The following is a 17,960-nucleotide window of genomic DNA, read 5'->3' on the forward strand; positions in this document are numbered from 1 at the left end:
AAAATCTCTCAACTGACTTCAGTCGTCAGCCAGAGGGAAACAAGACTAAAGCTTTTTACGCTGATAGATAAATTATTCTATCTTGCACAATTGGTAACAGTTTATGCCTCTTTATAAACTTGAAGAATTCGACCCTAACTACAGAGAAACCTTTGGTGGCGATGACGTTAAAGCTTTAGAACTCTATACCCAAAGTGGAGTGAGAGTTGGAGCGATCGCTGATGTCTTAGTTGATAATGAAGGACGTTTTCGTTATCTAGTAATTGACACTCATATTGATGATTCAATTAACAAAAAAATCCTACTACCAATAGGTCTGTCCCAGATCAATTATCCAGCAAGGCGTGTTTATGTTGACGGACTGAGCAAAGAACAAGTAGAACATTTACCTGAATATCACGACAATATTGCAGTTAATGAAGAATACGAAGAAAAAGTACGCGGTATATTTCGTCCACAGACTAGCAATTTAACTTATGACCGTCAGACATACGACTACCAGCAAGAACCAGCTTTATATAATTTGAATGAGCAATATCATCAAACTTTCAGGCTTTACGAAGAAAGATTAATTGCTAACAAGCATCGTGTCAAAACCGGTGAAGTAGCTGTTGGTAAACACATTGAAACAGAAAACGCACGGGTGGCTGTGCCTATTCAAAGAGAACGTGTAGTGATTGAAAGAGCCGCGCCAACATCACCAGATACGATAGTAGATCCAAAAGAAGTTAAGTTTCAACAAGGGGAAGTGGCGCGCATTGAATTGTACGAAGAAACCCCGGAAATTCGGAAAGAAGCTTTTGTCCGGGAAGAAGTCCGGGTAAGAAAAGTAGTAGAAAGTGATACCGTTGAAGCCCAAGATATAATTCGTCGGGAAGAGTTAGATATTGATACTGCTGGTAATTTACTTGTCAATGAAACTAATGTGGAAAAGCATGAAAATGTTTGAAAAATTAGTTAAAAGACAGGTAATACGTGCTTGTTTTCTGGAATAGAATTATGGTGGGCAATGCCCACCTACACATATTTTAGAAATTAAATAGTATTCCTATCAGCGCTTACGCAAGTGTCACAAAAAATTATTTTTTGTTTTTAGTAAGTGCTACCCTGCGGGAACTCTCCGCGAACAGCCCTTATTTTGAGTACTCCAGTCCTCACTACAAACTTAAAATAATATGCCAGTTGCGTACCTACCCATATTACTTTTGATTTTTATTTAAAAAATGACTTCATTCGCTAGAAAGAGGTAATTTAAACAATAAATATTTAGGTTAGTAATTAGGAGACATTTTATATATTTGAGGTGGAATCACATGGTACTTTACAAGTTAGCTGATTTTGATCCTAATTATCAAGACTCCTTTCAAGGTAATGATATTAAAGGACTTGGTGTCTATACAGAAAGAAACGATGAAAAAATTGGTACTGTCAATGACGTTTTAGTGGATGATGAAGGACACTTCCGCTATTTAATTGTTGACTTAGGTTTTTGGATTTTTGGTAAAAAAGTATTACTGCCAGTCGGTCGTTCTCGTATCGATTATGGCGCTGGTCGTGTTTATGCAATTGGGATGACCAGAGACCAAGCTGAAAATTTACCTGAATTCAATGACCGTTTAGCTGTTGATTACGATTATGAAGAACGGGTGCGTGGAGTATATCGTAATCCCAGTTACGCTAATACAAACGTAGACAGACCCACTTCTTTGGAAGCATCCACACCTCTGGAAAGTAGAACACCTCTAGAAGCTTCTACACCTTTAGACACAAGCTATCAAACAACTACGCCAGCAACACCCACTTATACCCGTGACACTTACAATTACGAACAAGATCCAACTTTGTTCGGACTCAATGAGCAAGATCATCAAACTCTGAGACTTTATGAAGAACGGCTAATTGCCAATAAACGCCGTCGAAAAACTGGTGAAGTAGCTGTTGGTAAGCACGTAGAAACGGAAACTGCACGGGTTGCAGTACCAGTGGAAAGAGAACGCGTTGTGATTGAACGTGTTACACCAGCAGATGCTGGTGCTGCTGTTGCACCTGGTACGGCTGATTTCCGTGAAGGCGAAGTCGCTCGCGTAGAACTTCATGAAGAAACCCCTGACATTCGCAAAGAAGCTTTTGTACGTGAAGAAGTCAGAGTTCAAAAAGTTGTCGAACATGACACTGTGGAAGCTCAAGAAAAAATCCGTCGTGAAGAATTAGACGTGAATGCTCCCGGTCTTCCCATTGAAGAACGTTAGTGGTCTATCAATAGAGTTATTAGATAATGACTAATAACTCGTCTTAATGCAGTACAGGTAAGGCTTTTTATCATCAATATTGGCTTTACCTGTACTTGTAATAAACCTAGCTAGATATAAGTTTTAAAAGTAAATTATATGCCTGATGATTTAGCCGCAAAAATACCAATTCACCAACAAATAACTGATAATTCAACTGAGCAAAACAATCACCATATCATTGAGGAAGAAAAGAACATTCGCTTATTGGAAGAAAAGCTGATAGTTGATATTCATAGGCAGAAAATTGGTGAAGTCGTTGTTCGTAAGGTAATCGAAACTCAGATGGTGCAAGTTCCTGTGCGGCGCGAAAAGCTGATTGTGGAACAAATAGGCCCAGAACACAAACAACTTGCAGAGATCGATTTAAGCCAAGGAGAGATGAGCAGCATTGAATTAGCTCAAAATGCTAGCCATCAATTACCAAGTTGGAATGGTGGTTTAACTGTGAGTGGCAGCTTTAGCTCTCCTAAAATTGCTAGTTTATTATTAAATGCGATCGCTCTAGAACGCAAACACGGTTGTCAACAGGTGCGAGTCTCCATTGTGGTGGAAGACGAAGAACACCAAAAAAAATACCAAGAGTGGTTTGATCGTTGTTCTCATGGTCAGTTACCAAAACACGAAAAGTCGGCTGATATCTAGTCAATTTTGAGTGCATGACGTATTACCAGACTCCTCATCCCCTTGTGGGTGAGGAATTTTAACTTACTTTACTCAAGTTGTGGCGTGGCGATCGCTCGGTTTTAATAAGTAACAGGACTTACGTAACTGGCACAATAGTAGGGTGCGTCAGATACGGAAAATCCTCTAATGTGTACGAAATGATTGGGGCTGACGCACCCTACAGTTACTTTGACTATGACACTTGCGTAAGTCCTAAGTAAGCCATATCCGGCCCAGAGGGAATAATACCACCAGGATTCAACGGAAATAGATTCCCATAATAGTCCCGTTTGATGCTTTCTAAATCACAGGTGCTAGCAACGCCTTCTAGCTGATACAGTTCGCGCAGATATGCGCCTAAATTTTTATAATCTTGTATTCTGCGGCGATTACATTTAAATAAGCCGTAATAAACAATGTCAAAACGAAACAATGTTGTAAATAGACGCACATCAGCTAAAGTGACCTGATCACCACAAAGGTAGCGACTATTGGCAAGTGCAACCTCAATCTCATCCAAGGTGGTGAATAATTCATCACAAGCTTTGTCATACGCCTCTTGGGTTTGGGCAAAACCGCAACGATATACGCCGTTATTGACATTGGCGTAAATCTTCTCGTTCCACGAGTCAATCTTCTGTTTTAGTTCTTCAGGATAAAGATTCGGCGTGGGATTCTTCGCAAACTCATTAAATTCAGAGTTCAGCATCACGATAATGTCTGCACTCTCGTTATTGACAATAGTTTTTGTTTCTTTATCCCACAATACTGGCACAGTAGAGCGTCCACTATAGCCAGGTTCCGCTAGGGCATATAATTCAGCTAAAGTCTGACAACCTTCCTCTGGAGTGTTGAACACCCAGCCACCTGAATCGGGAGAGGGAACAACAATAGATACCGAAATTGCATCCTCTAGTCCTTTCAACGCCCGAACAACTAGTGTGCGGTGCGCCCAAGGACAACCCAAACCAACATAGAGAGTGTAACGTCCTGCGGCTGGTTGGTAGGGGCTATCTCCTCCAGTTTTGACAGAATTCCTAAACTGGCTACTAGGACGAATATATTCTCCTGATTGATTACGGGGGGCAAGTTTTGACATCATGATCTGCCAAAGGGTTGTCCACACAAACTTACCCAACCCAATAATCAATTTAGGTGGTAGCGACTTGCCTTTTTTCTGAGTCTTATTGATACTAGTCATGATTACATTGCCTAACTTGCTACCTTTTGCGGCTGACTAGATATTACAGCTACACTTGCTTCTGGTAGTGTTGGACGCAAGCATAGATAAAGCAACGGGCCAAATAGAGGAATCAAAGCAAATAACCAAAATAACTGCGGTTTTTGCCAATCGCGCCGCGCCATATCATCCCTTAACAAGGCAGGAAATAATAACGAAAGTAGGCAAAAATCTAGGCTCATGACATGGATAAAGCGGCTAGTTTGCCATTCTTGGACAAAGTTGCTCCAATCTCCTTGCTGTAGACCATAGGCGACTAAAATCCCTGCGACTACGGTGAGAATCACGCCAGTCACACGAGAATCTAATAGTTTAATTAAGGTGTTCTTTGTTCCAGAAAATTGGGGATTGGATTCTCGTAAAGTTAGATAAGGTAACAGCGCAAAAATACCTACACCAAATGAAGCGGTAGTGAATAACCAAGCTGGGATTTTTTGCCCTCTACCATCAATAAACATGATGGCGCTGTAAATCATAGGCCAGATACCCATGAGGCTGAATAAGGCGATGATTAGGGGATTTATACCTTGCCATTGACCGATGGACAAGTTTTTGATTAGCTCGAATGTATCGGGTTGATCGGGAGGAGCAAGGACAAAAGCATAAAATGTAAACCCTAACCACAGCACCCCAAAGACAATTTTTCTGACCATGATTTTGTCTAAATTTAACTGAAGGCTTCTGAGAGGTAATCCGCCGCCGCCGCTACAACTGCGATCGCACTTTCGTAATCTAGGCGTGTCGGCCCCAAAACTCCCACACTACCCAACGGGACTCCTCCCCGGCGATAGGTAGAAGAAATTAAGGAGCAGGTGCGGATCGGTTCTAACGGGTTTTCTGCGCCGATACGCACTGTTACCTTGGATTTGTGCGTATCATCTAACTCTGGTTCCTCAAATATTAGTCGCCACAGTTGTTCTTGTTCTTCTTCCAATAGTTGTATAATCGTTTTCACTTGCTGAAGCTGGGAGAATTCTGGTTGACGCAACACTTCTGCCAAACCCCGTACCATAATTTGAGTTGCAGCCGGCGCAGCACTGCGGTGGGCTAGTTCTGCTACAGAGTTTTTCAGAAACTCTCCATAACTTTGAAATTCCCGATCTAATTGACTCCAATCCAGGGTGCTGATTTCTAACAGACTCCGCCCTCGTAAGTGACTATTTAGGAAGTTAGAAACAATCTGCAATTCCCTGTCAATTACTTCTGGGTCGGGTTTTGTTTCGCTCCTACCTGGGGGTAAATCCATCAGCTTCGAGTGGGTTTCATAACTATCTGTCACCAAAATCAGCATGATTCGTCCCGTTTCTATCTGCACTAATTGCAAATGTCTGACTGATGCTGTGTTGGTTTGAGGCATCGTAATCAAGCTAATACACCCACTCAAGCTAGCTAAAATCTGGGCGGCTCCTTGCAACAGTATCTCCAGACTCCAGTCTTCCCATTGCAAATGCTGTTGTAGCGCTGATTCTACCTCCTTTGCTAACACTTCTGTTCGTGTAGTGTCTCGTAGAGAGGGGGTAATTAACTGGTCAACATAAATGCGATAACCTGAGTCAGAAGGTACTCGTCCAGCAGATGTATGCGGTTGGTACAATAACCCAGATTTCTCTAGTACGCCCATTACATTGCGAATTGTGGCAGAACTAACGCCCAAGTCGTATTCTTCGACCAAAGCTTTTGAACCAACAGGCTCTGCTGTAGCTATGTAATGACGTACCGTTGCCCAAAGTATATGCTGTTGTCGATTAGTCAACTGGACTTGCATAGGGATATGTTTGACGGAAGGCAAATGCTAAGTAGATTTTGAAAAATTGTGAAATTTTAAAGCAAAAATTAATAATAGTTAATTAGCAACGCAAAATATATATTTCCATTGTAATAACTATTATTAAACTTCTGTGTTTGCCATTTTTTGGGTTGGCTGATGAAACAAAAAAATTGATGTAATATTATTTAATTTTCTCAGTATTTTTGCATATACAATCTAGAGAAATTGTATTGTAAGATACGTATTCTCATGGTTGATATATATACTGATGATGCTAGCTAAATGTAGGTTGCACCTAACTAGATTGGGCTTCATTTCTGCAATCTCAAACTCCGAGAATTTTGTCAACAATAGCACAAATAAGCTGGAGTTTAGTATTCCAGCTTGAGATAATTTAATGAGTTAATAAGCCGCTAATACTGGGGAATTGAGGAGTCAACTAGAAGAGAGTAGGCAGCAATACCACCAGCAATATTTTTGACATTAGTGAATCCCTGAGATACTAACCACTGACACATCTGAGCAGAACGGACACCGTGGTGACATAATACAAGGGTTTCTGCTTCTGGATTAAACATAGTTGGAACTTTTTCTGACCACTGAGCATATTCACTCAGAGGTAGGTTCACAAAGCCATGAATTTGGGCGATCGCTAACTCTTGCGGTTCCCGTACATCTATTAACTGAATATTTGCATCTTCATTAGCAAGATATACAGCTAACTCATTTACACTAATTTGAGTCATTGGTTGCCCAGAAGTATTCCCAGTCATGAGGTTTTAGTAAACAATCCTATATTATTTATGTTGACAGAAAAGGGGAAGAGTGGGGAGTAGGGGAAGCAGGAAGAGAAGTCGCAAGGAGGGTTTCCCTCCGGGCGAACTTCGGGGAAGCAAGGGGGGGAAGAGAAAACTATTGGCAACTGACAACTGTACAGACGCGATTAATCGCGTCTCTAACAACTGACAAAATAACTAATGAACACACAACGCTCATTTTCTGGTTTTATTATTGCTGGGGCGATCGCTTTGATCGTAGCGGCGATCGCAGGCTTTTACTGGTTCTTTGCTAAAAGTCCGGTTAATATTGTCGCGTCTAATTCTCAACCTAATGCAGCCGTATTTATATCGAAGCTCGCTCCTGTAACAGTTTCATTGCTGGCGAACCCTGATAAGTTACAATCTTTCGACAGTTCAGGCGAAATATCTAAGCTCAAAACTAGCTTATTGGCTAAGAGTGGCATAGATTACAAACAAGACATTCAACCTTGGCTAAAAGATGAAATTACATTGGCTGTCACTACCCTAGATATTGACCGTGACCCGGAGAACGGTAGACAGCCAGGCTATCTGATGGCGCTAGCAACTAGCAAACCAGAGAAAAGCCAGGAATTTCTGCAATTATTGTTTTCTAAACGGGTGTTAGCCGGAGCGAACTTAGCAACGGAAGAATATCAAGGCGCAAAGGTTATCTATGACAGTTCGCTACCAGAGTCCGACTCTCTGGCTGGTGCAGTAATTGATAACTTTGTGTTATTCGCTAACAATCCTAAAGTATTACGTGATGCTATTAATAATGTCCAAGCTCCAGACTTAAATTTACTGAGTTCTTCCCAATACCAAAAAGCCAGCGAACAAATACCTAAGGGTTCTTTAGCTACGGCTTTTCTCAATCTCCCTCTAGTGGCACAATGGCAAGGGTTGGATTTAACCGAACCAACCTACGATAGTGAAATTGTCGCTTTCACTTTAAATCCTCAGGGAATCTTGGCAGAAACCAGCTTCTTCACTTCATCAGAAATTGTGCCAACATCACCCCCATTATCTAAACCTGTAGGCGCATTACAATATATTCCCGCATCAGCAGGGTTGGTCATTTCTGGTTCCCACTTAGATAACTTGGGTGACGGCGATTTAGCCAAACTCTGGACACAAGCAAAAACCGCTATCTCTGGTTCAGGAACAGATATAATTTCCCGACTGGTGCAACCATTAACCGATGTGCAGAAAAGTCAGGGTATCAATTTAGGACAAGATATATTTAGCTGGGTACAGGGAGAATACGCCGTTGCACTAATCCCCCGTGCTGGACAAAGCATTCCTGACTGGGTTTTTGTGACAGAAAAGTCAGAAAATGTACCAGAAGCTATTGGGCGTTTAGATGCGATCGCCTCATCTAAAGGACTCAGTACTAATACAATTCAACTGGACAAGCAAACAGTCGTCGCCTGGACAGAATTAACAACCGCAACTCAAAAAGCTGATGGCAAAAACAAGCCATCATTCACAGTAGAAGCGAAGGTAAAAGGGGTACATACAACCTCAGGCAATTATGAAATTTTCACCTCTGACCTAGCAACCATCTATGAGGTTTTCACGACTAAAGACAAATCTTTAATCAATAACCGCAACTTTCAAGATAGTATCGCTACCATTCCCCAACCAAATCAAGGTTATGTCTATCTGGACTGGTCAAAAAGTCAGCATTTAGTAGAGCAGCAAGTACCCGTACTTAAGCTCATAGAATTAGTAGGAAAACCATTCTTTGAGAATTTGCGATCGCTCACCTTCAGTAGTTACGGTAATGAGCCTGGAACGCTTAAAGGCAGTATTTTATTCCAAATTGATCATTGATTTAGTCAAGCGATCGCACCTAATGAAGAGTCGGCGATCGCTTGATTACAAGGGGAGCTAGAAAAGTCCAGCCATTTACCGAGTCAGACAAAAGCTTTTATAATATTACTAATCCCAGTGGCTAAGAATATTAAATTTGTTAAATATTTGTTCCATTTACAAACAAATTGCTCAGGCTACTGACTCATTCTTGATTAAGCTTAATTTTTATACAAAAAATTCAATAATTTTAAAATTTTTACGTAGATCAAAAATGGAAATTTCAGTCTTTACCTAAATAAAATTTTTGTCTAACCTATTCTACTAGCAATAACTATGACACTTCAAATCTTAAATAAAAACACCACTATTTCAGAGCAGCGATTTCTCCTACCAGGTCATTATACCTGGGAAGAATTAGAGACAATAGAAACTTTAACCGCAGATGCAGCAGGTTTGCGAATAACTTATCTTGATGGGTGCATTGAATTTATGACTCTTGGTGAACAACACGAAATGATTAAAACCATTCTGGGTTTTTTACTAGAATTATACTCTTGTGAAATAGGTATCAATCTTATTCCAGTAGGTAGTGCTACACGACGGGCAAAAGAGAAAAGTGCATCCTTTGAACCTGATGAATCTTATTACATCGGAGAGAAAAAAGAAAATCCCGACTTAGCAATTGAAGTCAATATTACCAGTGGCAGTATTGATAAACTAGAAAAATACAAGCGGTTCAATATTACTGAAGTTTGGTTTTGGGAAAACAATCAATTACTATTATATCATCTCAAAAATGAGAATTATGAGCAAATCGCTCAAAGTGAATTATTCCCGAATTTAGATATAGAATTATTGGTAAGCTGTGTTTTAATGCCTTCAATTATTGATGCAAGAAAACAATTTTTACAAGAGATGAGTCAATAAATATAATATTACTAAAATATTTGCATATAAATAATGCAGAAATATATTTGTCTTTTTCTCTGTTTGACGGTGATAAATGAGCTAATTGGGATTTATCATCCAAAAGTACAAGCATTAAGTATCATTGTTGGACAAAAGCCAACCCCTAATCAATCATTAGCATCTCGGCGTGTGACAAGTCCACTTTTTCGTATTCTTAAAAATGGCAAGTATGGTTTTATTGACAAAACCGGAAAAATAGTTATTGAGCCGCAATTTGATTTAGCCTGGGGCTTTATTGACGAGCGATCGCAGATTCAAATTGATGATAAATATGGGTACATTGACACTACTGGTAAACAGATTATACCTCCACAGTTCCAATTAGCTTTTGCTTTCTCCAACAGACTCGCTTTAGTATTGATTGATTATAAATATGGCTACATTAACCCTAACGGAAAATTAGTTATCCAACCTCAATTTGAGGAAGCTTTAGCTTTTAGAAACGGTCTGGCAGCAGTTAAAGTTGATGATAAGTGGGGTTATATAGACTTTAGTGGCAAATTAGTCATTCAGCCACAATATGATAAAGCTCTACACTTTAACGAAGGATTAGCAGCAATTCAAATCAAGAATAAATGGGGTTATATAAACTCTCAAGGACATATAGTTGTACAACCAAACTTTGAGGAAGCTTTAGCTTTTTCCCAAGGCTTAGCAGCAGTTAAAATTGGTAGTAAATACGGTTACATTAATACATCTACTAAGCTTGTTATCCCACCAGAATTTGATGATGTGTGGGAATTTACATTGAACTTGTCAGGTGTAAAAATCGGTGAAAAATGGGGTTATATCAATCCTCATGGTGAGATAGTAATTGCTGCTGAATTTGATAGAGTCACAAAATTTGCTGAAGGATTAGCAGCCGTCAAAATTGATAATAAGTACGGCTACATTGATACTCAAGGTAGGATGGTAATCCAGCCAAAGTTTGACTTGGCTTTGAGTTTTACAAATGAACTGGCTTTGGTATATGTTGATGGCAAGCCTGGCTATATCAATAAAACAGGAGAGTTTATCTGGCATCCCAGCAATTAATCAAAATGTGAAACATACCTCTTTTTTTAATGGTTTTCACTTTTCTGAGTGAAGTTTCCCTCATCAGCATTTATCAAGCAAAGAATATACTCTAATAAAAATGGTGTGAAAACTTGTAATCTTTATGAAAGAAACATAATTGATACTAATAGTAAATACGTAATACCAATTTGCCAAAAGAATGTGACAGATACATACTCCCAAACCTTTATTTTGTTTGGCTTTCCTAATTTTGAATTTTGAATTGGTATAATTTGTGCCACATTCAAAGGTTTCACAAACTGTTTATATTTTTCCGAAACTTTTTCAATAGAATATGTATATATCAGTACTAAACTATTATTAGAGCCTGTTGGAGGGCTGCTATGAAGTATTGTCGCCCTCGACTTCAGTGGCGAGGCGGTTGCCTGTTGGCTATAGTCACCACCGTTATTACTACACCTGTCATCGCCCAGACGGCTAATTTTGCCACACTTCACCTATCACCAGGGTTTGAACCGGCAAAGGGGAAGGTTTCCGGTTATACAGGTGGCTCTTATTCATTGTCTGCTATTAGTAACCGCGATCGCTCAAGAAAACCCTGCATTGGCTTTGCTGACCCTAAGCCGGATCACATTATGGTTTTGGAAAAGGACTTTCCTCGCCTGAAATTATTTATCAACAGTGGCGGGAAAGATACTACCCTATTAATTCAAGGGCCAGACGACACCACAATTCGCTGTGGTGACGATACAGGAAAGAGTAAAGACGCTAGTATTGACGATATCAACTGGAAAACTGGAACATATCGAATTTGGATAGGTAAATTCCACTCTGGAGTCAAAACTAACTACACTTTGACGGTACAGCAATAAGTTGGGAGCAGGGGAGACAACATTTACTTTATCCCCAGTACCCAATCCCCAATCCCTATTAAAGATATTATGGGATAGTACCTTGTTATGCTTTCCGAGGGTGCTATCTCGTGCTATCTATACTGCGTGCTGACTTTCGTATCATCTTTGAACGCGACCCGGCTGCTCGTAATTTGCTGGAAGTCTTGTTTTGTTACCCTGGTTTGCAGGCCTTATTGTTCCATCGGGTAGCTAACTGGCTGTATCGTCTTGGATTACCGTTTATTCCCCGCTTAATTTCTCACATAGCTCGGTTTTTGACAGGTATTGAAATTCACCCTGGTGCCACAATTGGACGAGGTGTATTTATCGACCACGGTATGGGTGTGGTTATTGGTGAAACTGCGATCGTGGGAGACTATGCTTTGATTTATCAAGGTGTCACCCTTGGGGGAACGGGTAAAGAAAGCGGTAAACGCCACCCTACCTTAGGCGAAAACGTTGTTGTTGGTGCTGGTGCTAAGGTACTGGGCAATCTTCAAATCGGGAATAACGTCCGCATTGGTGCTGGGTCTGTTGTCCTTAGGGATGTACCCGCGAATTGTACTGTTGTAGGTATTCCTGGGCGCATTGTTTATCGTTCTGGTGGAAGAGTTGACCCACTAGAACATAACAATTTACCAGACTCGGAAGCTCAAGCAATTCGCGCTTTGGTTGACCGCATTGAATCGCTAGAACAACAAATACAAGCTTTACAAAATAATCAATCTGCTGCTAAAATTCCGGTTTTGGTTGCTGCAAGTTCACAAGAAGCAGAGATATCCCACGATCCCCAGTGGTGCAACCTTAGAGATAAGGCAATTCAAGAGTTTCTAGATGGTGCCGGCATTTAACAATTCCAGGACTTACGCGGTGTTACTAATTTTCTGGCTTTTTTGTCAATAGTCAATAGTCAATAGTCAAAATCAGGGTTTTTTGGTTCAGTACGTGAGTTCTAAATTCAAAATAGCCTATGGCAAGGCTGCGCCAACAAGCTCCCGCTAATTGTCTTTTGAAACCCTTACACCCCTATACCCTTACACCCGGTCTCAACAGACAGTGTGCGTAAGTCCTATTAGGGTTCAGCACTCTCCATTACGGGTTAATGGCTTGGATAGTCCAATCTTGGTTATGATCACGACGATAAAGGTAACGGTTTTGTGGTTCACCTCGTAATTCCAAATGGTCTATCTGGGTGGGTTCTAATACTAGTAGGCAAAAATTAGGTACTGGTTGCTGGGGATTTGGTGGCGGTGGGTTAAAGGCTGCCTGATCCTCATCTCTCGTCTGGCTAGGGTGAGGCCAAGCAAACTGCAAGCGTGCAGCATCACTCAGTTCTTGCCAAGTGCTAATTCGGGCTGGTTGGAGGTGAGCATGAGATTCATCACTTGTCACTAAAGTTAATTGTCCTGTGATGCGAAACTGCTCTCTGGTATTGGGAAAATACCAACAAGCTTCTGCCCAAGCTTGATGCTGTATTTGGTCGATTTTCTCGCTACGAGCATCGGTGATAAATTTTAATTGGTTGGTATCTGCCAAAAAACCGCGAAATACAATAGTCCGATTAGCCGGATGACCGTTTGCTTTGACTGTGGCTAGTTGTAAGTAGCGGGAGTAAACCAAGCTGCGGTTACGATGGAGGGCATGGGCGATCGCGCTTCGCCAAGGAGCTAGAGACATATTCAATAATTTATAATTCGTAATTTATATTACTCTTTTCGTTTGTTAATTAAGTTTGATGGCGATAAGCTAATTTCACATTTACCGTAAGGTGCGAGATTTTGCCTTATTTTAGATTGATATATATTGCTTATTACTAAAATTTGTTATTTGAATGGAATTAGAGATTAAGCTAAATTTGCCCTATCGCCTATCATTTTCACGCTTTGTTACTGTTGATAATTGCAACTCAGTATATAAACTTTCTGGGTAGGAAAAGTTATTATACACCATAAACTTATGTGGCAATTTGTACAGTACTGCCCTAGCGTAAAGTGTGAAAATTTTCAAGCTTTTATCCTCAATCTACTTGGCGTATAGTCGTAATCTGTTAACAAGCAACAAGACTTGATTTATGGTTCGTGAGCTTGAGAGAAAACGTCAGAGTGCAAGGTTTCCTGAATCTGCCCCAGCTGCCAATCCGGTATTTTTTAGAACCTATAGCCGCCGTACAGAAGCGGGGTTAAGGGAAACATGGGATGAGGTGTGCGATCGCACTCTCAAAGATTTAATTGAATTAGGTAAGCTGAGTCCAGAAGAAGTAGCAATTTTAGACAAGACACAGCGTAATTTAACAGCCTTACCCAGTGGACGCTGGTTGTGGGTGGGCGGTACAGATTGGATCAATAAATCCAAAAACTTCTCCGGTGCGTATAACTGCACATCCACCAACCTCCAAGACTGGAAAGCCTTCGGGTTGATGATGAACCTAGCGATGATGGGCTGTGGCACAGGAGCCGTCATCGAACCGGGATATATTAATCAACTGCCACCCATTCGTAATCGCCTGAATATCATTGTTAAAGGGGAAATTGGTACTACTCCTAAACACTTACGTCGTGAATATACACAAACCCATATAGAAGGCAATAGCGCTACTATCTACGTTGGAGATAGTCGGGAGGGTTGGGTTGAATCCTATCAAGCCCTTCTGGAACTCTCCACAGATGAAAGATTTACTGATGAAGTACAAGTCTTTGTTGATGTTAGCGACGTGCGCCAATCTGGAGAAACCCTCAACGGCTTTGGTGGTGTTGCCAATCCTGTAAAATTACCTGGACTTTATCAGCGTTGTGCAGCCATTCTCAACAAAGCCTTAGGCAGAAAATTAAATTCTGTAGAGTGTTGTCTGTTAATTGACGAAGGCGCTGTAACAATTGTTGCAGGCAATATCAGAAGAAGCGCGGGCATGAGGCAGTTCATCTCTGATGACCAATTAGGGGCAACTGCCAAAGATAACCTATGGCAGCAAGATGAAAACGGCAGATGGCGCATTGATCCTGAGCGTGATTCTTTGCGGATGGCGAACCACACTAGAGTGTTTCACCGCAAGCCCACATTAGAAGAGTGCATTGATGCTGTTCGTAAACAATACTACAGTGGTGAAGGGGCAATTCAATGGGCCGGTGAAGCTGTAGCTAGAGCCAATATAGATTTGCTACCGACACAAGCCTTGAAAGTAGAGTTCCTCAAAGCCTACGAAGAAGGAACAGCTAGAGACTGGTTGCAGAAACGACACCCTGATTTAGATGCCAATGAGCTAGAACACCGTTTAGCTCGCTATGGTTTAAATCCGTGTGTCACTGCTGACACTTGGGTTCACACTGAACAAGGTGCGCGACAAGTTAAAGACTTAATAGGCAAACAGTTGAGTGTATATGTCAACGGAGAATTGTTTAGTACCACAACCGAGGGCTTTTGGTTCACTGGAGTCAAACCCATCTTAAAAGTTATCACGCAAGAGGGCTATGAACTACGTTTAACGGGAAATCATCAGCTTCTCAAAGTGACAGCCCAAACTCAGAAAAAACAGTATTCTGAGTGGGTAGAAACTCAAGACTTATCTCCTGGTGATTATATTTTGGTTCATAATCATCGTGAAATTCAACCTTGGGATAGTTTTGGTACTTTTGATGAGGGTTGGTTACTGGGAAATTTGATTGGTGATGGCAGCATTGCATCAACACAATGGGGTAAAACAGCCTATTTGAGATATTGGCAAGATAGTCAACAGGAAATGGGAAAATATGCCGTTACCTTGCTCAAAAATGCAGTAAATTATTCGGGTAATACCGATTCTGGTTGCTATCATCAACAGCTAAAACATCGAGTTATTAACTCATCTGGTTTAGCGAAATTGGCAGCTAATTATGGTGTAACTTTAGAACACAAGATGCCAACCGATAAAATCGAGCAAGCTAGCTATGAATTTTATCGTGGTTTTTTACGTGGTTTGTTTGATGCTGATGGTAGCGTTCAAGGTAATCAACAAAAAGGTGTGAGTGTCAGACTAGCACAAAGTAATCTGAAAACGTTGCAGATCGTGCAGAGAATGCTGGCACGCTTAGGAATTATCTCTGCTATTTATCAAGAACGTCGTCCTGAAGCTTATCGTCTTCTTCCGAATAGTAATCGTGAACTAGAATTGTATTCCTGTAAAGCACAACATGAGCTTGTAATCTCCAACGATAATCTTTATTTATTTGAGCAGATTGTGGGATTTCAAGAACCTCAAAAGGCCACGCGTTTACAGGAATTGTTAGGTGGGTACAAAAGAAAATTAAATAGAGAAAGATTTGCTATTAAAGTTAAGCAAATTGTATCTGATGGGTTGGAAGCAGTTTATGATTGTACTGTCCCAGGGGCTTCTCAATTTGATGCTAATGGTATCGTTGCTCATAATTGTGGTGAGATAATTGGAGCTGATTTTCACTGTAATCTGTCTGAGATACATCTCAATCAAATCGACCCGTTTAATTACAAAGAACAAGAGGAGGCTTTCACGGCTGGGGCTTTATCTGTAGCGACACTGTTAAATCATCAATTCCCAGAACCGCGCTATCAATATAGTCGGGAACTAGACCCCATTGTGGGTGTTTCTTTCACTGGTTTATTTGATTTCTTTGTCCATGCTTTTGGTGCAGAGTGGTTGCAATGGTGGGAGGAAGGAAGACCAGCAACGTCCCAAGGATTAGCGTTTAAGCGCGAGGAAGAGAAATATCTCAGTTCTTGGCGCGAGATTGTGCAGCGTGTTGTGTGGGATTATTGCGATCGCCACAACATTAAGCGTCCAAATCGCTGTACCACCGTCCAACCTAGTGGTACAAAGTCTTTATTAACCGGTGCTAGTCCCGGTTGGCATCCACCTAAAGCCCAAAGATTTATTCGTCGGATTACGTTCCGCAAAAATGATCCAGTGGCTTTGGCTTGTATTGACTACGGTTACAATGTCATACCTTCCCAGTCAGACAAGGATGAACAGGGTAATTTGCTGAACGATCCCTTAGATCCACGGGTAAGCGAATGGTTAGTAGAGATTCCTGTGGCTGTATCTTGGGCAGATATACCAGGGGCTGATACCATCGACATCAGCAAATTTAATGCGATCGCCCAAATGGATTTCTATATGCAGGTGCAGAAATTCTACGTCACCCACAACACATCTGCAACCATCGAGGTGCGAGAACACGAAGTGGAAACCTTAGGTACACAAATCTGGCAAGCCATTCAAAATGATGAAGGCTACATTAGTGCAGCACTCCTCGCCAGATTCGATGACCACCAAACCTTCCCCCGTCTACCATTTGAGCCAATCTCAAAAGCACAGTATGAGCAGATGGTGGCAGAGGTTATACAACGGCGCAAAACAGATGATTTTTATGCCGTCTTAAGTCGCTACGATTTCGGCGATTTAATGGAAGTCGGCCCAGCAGGTTGTGACTCTGATAAGTGCATGATGCCTGAACAAAGTCCCAATTAATTCCAGAGTCAATAGTCAAAAGTAATGACTATTGACTTCTCTGAAAACCTACCTGGAATTTACACGTTAAGATTGATGAAGATTTGATATTTTTACAGCAACTATCAGGAGAAATTTAAATGTTCATTGATGAACTATCACCAATATTCAAACAATTAGTCCAACATCCAGCCTCATTTTTGGGTGGATTTGCCTCTGGGGTGTTGAGACTCAACTTAGCTGATGATCCTGTTAAAAGCTGGCTGGATAAGCAAAGAGGCGTTAACAGTTTCTCTTTTCCCGTAACTGAAGCCCATAATGGCAAAGCCAGTGGCCCTCAGTCAATATCGATTGATTAGGGACTGGGGACTGGGGAGAATAAATATAGCGAATACACACACACAACTCCCCAAGCCCCGTTCTTATCAGAAATTCCTCTGATCCCCAGATATACGGAAACTAATGTATTCATAGTCTCAGATGGAAATATTGATAGTCTTTGACAGATTGTCTTTTGACAAGCCTACTCCATGAAGTAAACAATCTTACTGAAAGTCTGGAGGCGGAACACTTAAGAGTTGCGTTCTCAGTCTCGCGGTGTGGTTTTTGTGGAGTGTGGGGCAGCCTTGAAACTAAATCAGTATATCTATCTAGGTATAGCAAGTACGATTTGCTTGCTGATAACTCAGAAAGCAAATGCACAAGAGAAGCCGGTAAACACAAAGGACATTGGATTAATTACAAATATTCCTCGACTGAGTGATATTCAGCGTCCACCAACGAGTGTTAAAGATTGGCTATCACAGTCAGCGCCAACCCCTCCACAAATCAAAATTACTGGTGTGCGAATCAATCGTACAGACGATAATTTCGAGCTAATTCTGGAAACTCCAGATGGAGAAATATCTGCAACAGAAACTCTTCAGGAAGGCAATATATTTATTGCAGATATCCCCAATGCAGTACTAGCTTTACTAGAAGGACAGGAATTTAAGGCGTTGCATAATAGAGGGATGAATTGAGGTCATCTACTGTGCAATGTCCATACT

General features: G+C 41.0%; 16 protein-coding genes. 11 read left to right on the top strand and 5 right to left on the bottom strand.

The window, feature by feature from the left end:
* Positions 1–103 precede the first annotated feature (103 nt).
* The 3 genes from ACM5QX_RS16705 (at position 104) to ACM5QX_RS16715 (ending at position 2,933) form a co-directional block, all read left to right on the top strand.
* Positions 104–949 (top strand): DUF2382 domain-containing protein, encoded by an 846-nt coding sequence (locus ACM5QX_RS16705; protein WP_414754524.1) that lies wholly within the window; start codon positions 104–106, stop codon positions 947–949.
* A 364-nt stretch (positions 950–1,313) separates the two neighbouring features.
* Positions 1,314–2,249: a DUF2382 domain-containing protein gene (locus tag ACM5QX_RS16710; RefSeq protein WP_414754525.1), complete on the top strand. Its 936-nt coding sequence runs from the start codon at positions 1,314–1,316 to the stop codon at positions 2,247–2,249.
* A 138-nt stretch (positions 2,250–2,387) separates the two neighbouring features.
* Positions 2,388–2,933: a DUF2382 domain-containing protein gene (locus ACM5QX_RS16715; protein WP_414754526.1), complete on the top strand. Its 546-nt coding sequence runs from the start codon at positions 2,388–2,390 to the stop codon at positions 2,931–2,933.
* Between the two features lie 214 nt (positions 2,934–3,147).
* Here the strand turns inward: ACM5QX_RS16715 and ACM5QX_RS16720 are convergent, their stop codons facing one another.
* The 4 genes from ACM5QX_RS16720 to ACM5QX_RS16735 form a co-directional block, all read right to left on the bottom strand.
* On the bottom strand, positions 3,148–4,155 hold the full coding sequence (locus tag ACM5QX_RS16720; RefSeq protein WP_414754528.1) for a glutathione S-transferase family protein: 1,008 nt from the start codon (positions 4,153–4,155) through the stop codon (positions 3,148–3,150).
* Between the two features lie 11 nt (positions 4,156–4,166).
* Complete coding sequence (locus ACM5QX_RS16725; RefSeq protein WP_414754529.1) at positions 4,167–4,847, bottom strand: DUF2834 domain-containing protein; 681 nt, start codon at positions 4,845–4,847, stop codon at positions 4,167–4,169.
* A gap of 14 nt (positions 4,848–4,861) precedes the next feature.
* Positions 4,862–5,959, bottom strand: a complete 1,098-nt coding sequence (hrcA, locus tag ACM5QX_RS16730) for a heat-inducible transcriptional repressor HrcA (RefSeq protein ID WP_414754531.1) — start codon at positions 5,957–5,959, stop codon at positions 4,862–4,864.
* A 416-nt stretch (positions 5,960–6,375) separates the two neighbouring features.
* Entirely contained in the window at positions 6,376–6,735 is a 360-nt protein-coding gene (locus ACM5QX_RS16735; protein WP_011318475.1) for a rhodanese-like domain-containing protein, read from the bottom strand.
* Between the two features lie 204 nt (positions 6,736–6,939).
* Here ACM5QX_RS16735 and ACM5QX_RS16740 point away from each other — a divergent pair, with 204 nt between their 5' ends.
* From ACM5QX_RS16740 to cysE, 5 genes are all read left to right on the top strand, one after another.
* Complete coding sequence (locus ACM5QX_RS16740; protein ID WP_414754533.1) at positions 6,940–8,595, top strand: DUF3352 domain-containing protein; 1,656 nt, start codon at positions 6,940–6,942, stop codon at positions 8,593–8,595.
* A 315-nt stretch (positions 8,596–8,910) separates the two neighbouring features.
* A complete protein-coding gene (locus tag ACM5QX_RS16745) occupies positions 8,911–9,504 on the top strand; it encodes a Uma2 family endonuclease (RefSeq protein WP_011318477.1) in 594 nt (197 codons plus the stop codon).
* Positions 9,505–9,537: 33 nt separating this feature from the next.
* Positions 9,538–10,581 (top strand): WG repeat-containing protein, encoded by a 1,044-nt coding sequence (locus tag ACM5QX_RS16750; protein WP_414754535.1) that lies wholly within the window; start codon positions 9,538–9,540, stop codon positions 10,579–10,581.
* Positions 10,582–10,946: 365 nt separating this feature from the next.
* The gene (locus ACM5QX_RS16755; RefSeq protein WP_011318480.1) at positions 10,947–11,435 is read left to right on the top strand and encodes a hypothetical protein; all 489 of its coding nucleotides are present in this window, start codon (positions 10,947–10,949) and stop codon (positions 11,433–11,435) included.
* A gap of 110 nt (positions 11,436–11,545) precedes the next feature.
* Positions 11,546–12,307 (top strand): serine O-acetyltransferase, encoded by a 762-nt coding sequence (gene cysE / locus ACM5QX_RS16760; protein WP_414754536.1) that lies wholly within the window; start codon positions 11,546–11,548, stop codon positions 12,305–12,307.
* Between the two features lie 241 nt (positions 12,308–12,548).
* Here the strand turns inward: cysE and ACM5QX_RS16765 are convergent, their stop codons facing one another.
* Entirely contained in the window at positions 12,549–13,133 is a 585-nt protein-coding gene (locus tag ACM5QX_RS16765; RefSeq protein ID WP_414754537.1) for an Npun_F5749 family FMN-dependent PPOX-type flavoprotein, read from the bottom strand.
* Between the two features lie 394 nt (positions 13,134–13,527).
* Between ACM5QX_RS16765 and nrdJ the strand changes: the two genes are divergently transcribed.
* From nrdJ to ACM5QX_RS16780, 3 genes are all read left to right on the top strand, one after another.
* Positions 13,528–16,932, top strand: coding sequence for a ribonucleoside-triphosphate reductase, adenosylcobalamin-dependent (gene nrdJ, locus ACM5QX_RS16770; RefSeq protein ID WP_414754538.1), 3,405 nt, complete (start codon positions 13,528–13,530; stop codon positions 16,930–16,932).
* Positions 16,933–17,051: 119 nt separating this feature from the next.
* Positions 17,052–17,270 (top strand): hypothetical protein, encoded by a 219-nt coding sequence (locus ACM5QX_RS16775; protein WP_414754540.1) that lies wholly within the window; start codon positions 17,052–17,054, stop codon positions 17,268–17,270.
* A 219-nt stretch (positions 17,271–17,489) separates the two neighbouring features.
* Positions 17,490–17,933 carry an AMIN domain-containing protein gene (locus ACM5QX_RS16780; protein WP_414754541.1) on the top strand — a complete coding sequence of 148 codons (444 nt, stop codon included), beginning with the start codon at positions 17,490–17,492 and terminating at the stop codon, positions 17,931–17,933.
* Positions 17,934–17,960: the final 27 nt, after the last annotated feature.

Source organism: Anabaena sp. CCY 9910 (assembly GCF_963920875.1).
GTDB classification, from domain to species: Bacteria; Cyanobacteriota; Cyanobacteriia; order Cyanobacteriales; family Nostocaceae; genus Trichormus; species Trichormus variabilis.

Coding starts and splice junctions, on each gene's coding strand:
- ACM5QX_RS16725 (WP_414754529.1), bottom strand. CDS start 4,847: ATGGTCAGAAAAATTGTCTTTGGGGTGCTGTGGTTAGGGTTTACATTT.
- ACM5QX_RS16710 (WP_414754525.1), top strand. CDS start 1,314: ATGGTACTTTACAAGTTAGCTGATTTTGATCCTAATTATCAAGACTCC.
- hrcA (WP_414754531.1), bottom strand. CDS start 5,959: ATGCAAGTCCAGTTGACTAATCGACAACAGCATATACTTTGGGCAACG.
- nrdJ (WP_414754538.1), top strand. CDS start 13,528: ATGGTTCGTGAGCTTGAGAGAAAACGTCAGAGTGCAAGGTTTCCTGAA.
- ACM5QX_RS16740 (WP_414754533.1), top strand. CDS start 6,940: ATGAACACACAACGCTCATTTTCTGGTTTTATTATTGCTGGGGCGATC.
- ACM5QX_RS16735 (WP_011318475.1), bottom strand. CDS start 6,735: ATGACTGGGAATACTTCTGGGCAACCAATGACTCAAATTAGTGTAAAT.
- ACM5QX_RS16705 (WP_414754524.1), top strand. CDS start 104: ATGCCTCTTTATAAACTTGAAGAATTCGACCCTAACTACAGAGAAACC.
- ACM5QX_RS16775 (WP_414754540.1), top strand. CDS start 17,052: ATGTTCATTGATGAACTATCACCAATATTCAAACAATTAGTCCAACAT.
- ACM5QX_RS16755 (WP_011318480.1), top strand. CDS start 10,947: ATGAAGTATTGTCGCCCTCGACTTCAGTGGCGAGGCGGTTGCCTGTTG.
- ACM5QX_RS16720 (WP_414754528.1), bottom strand. CDS start 4,155: ATGACTAGTATCAATAAGACTCAGAAAAAAGGCAAGTCGCTACCACCT.
- ACM5QX_RS16765 (WP_414754537.1), bottom strand. CDS start 13,133: ATGTCTCTAGCTCCTTGGCGAAGCGCGATCGCCCATGCCCTCCATCGT.
- ACM5QX_RS16715 (WP_414754526.1), top strand. CDS start 2,388: ATGCCTGATGATTTAGCCGCAAAAATACCAATTCACCAACAAATAACT.
- ACM5QX_RS16745 (WP_011318477.1), top strand. CDS start 8,911: ATGACACTTCAAATCTTAAATAAAAACACCACTATTTCAGAGCAGCGA.
- ACM5QX_RS16750 (WP_414754535.1), top strand. CDS start 9,538: ATGCAGAAATATATTTGTCTTTTTCTCTGTTTGACGGTGATAAATGAG.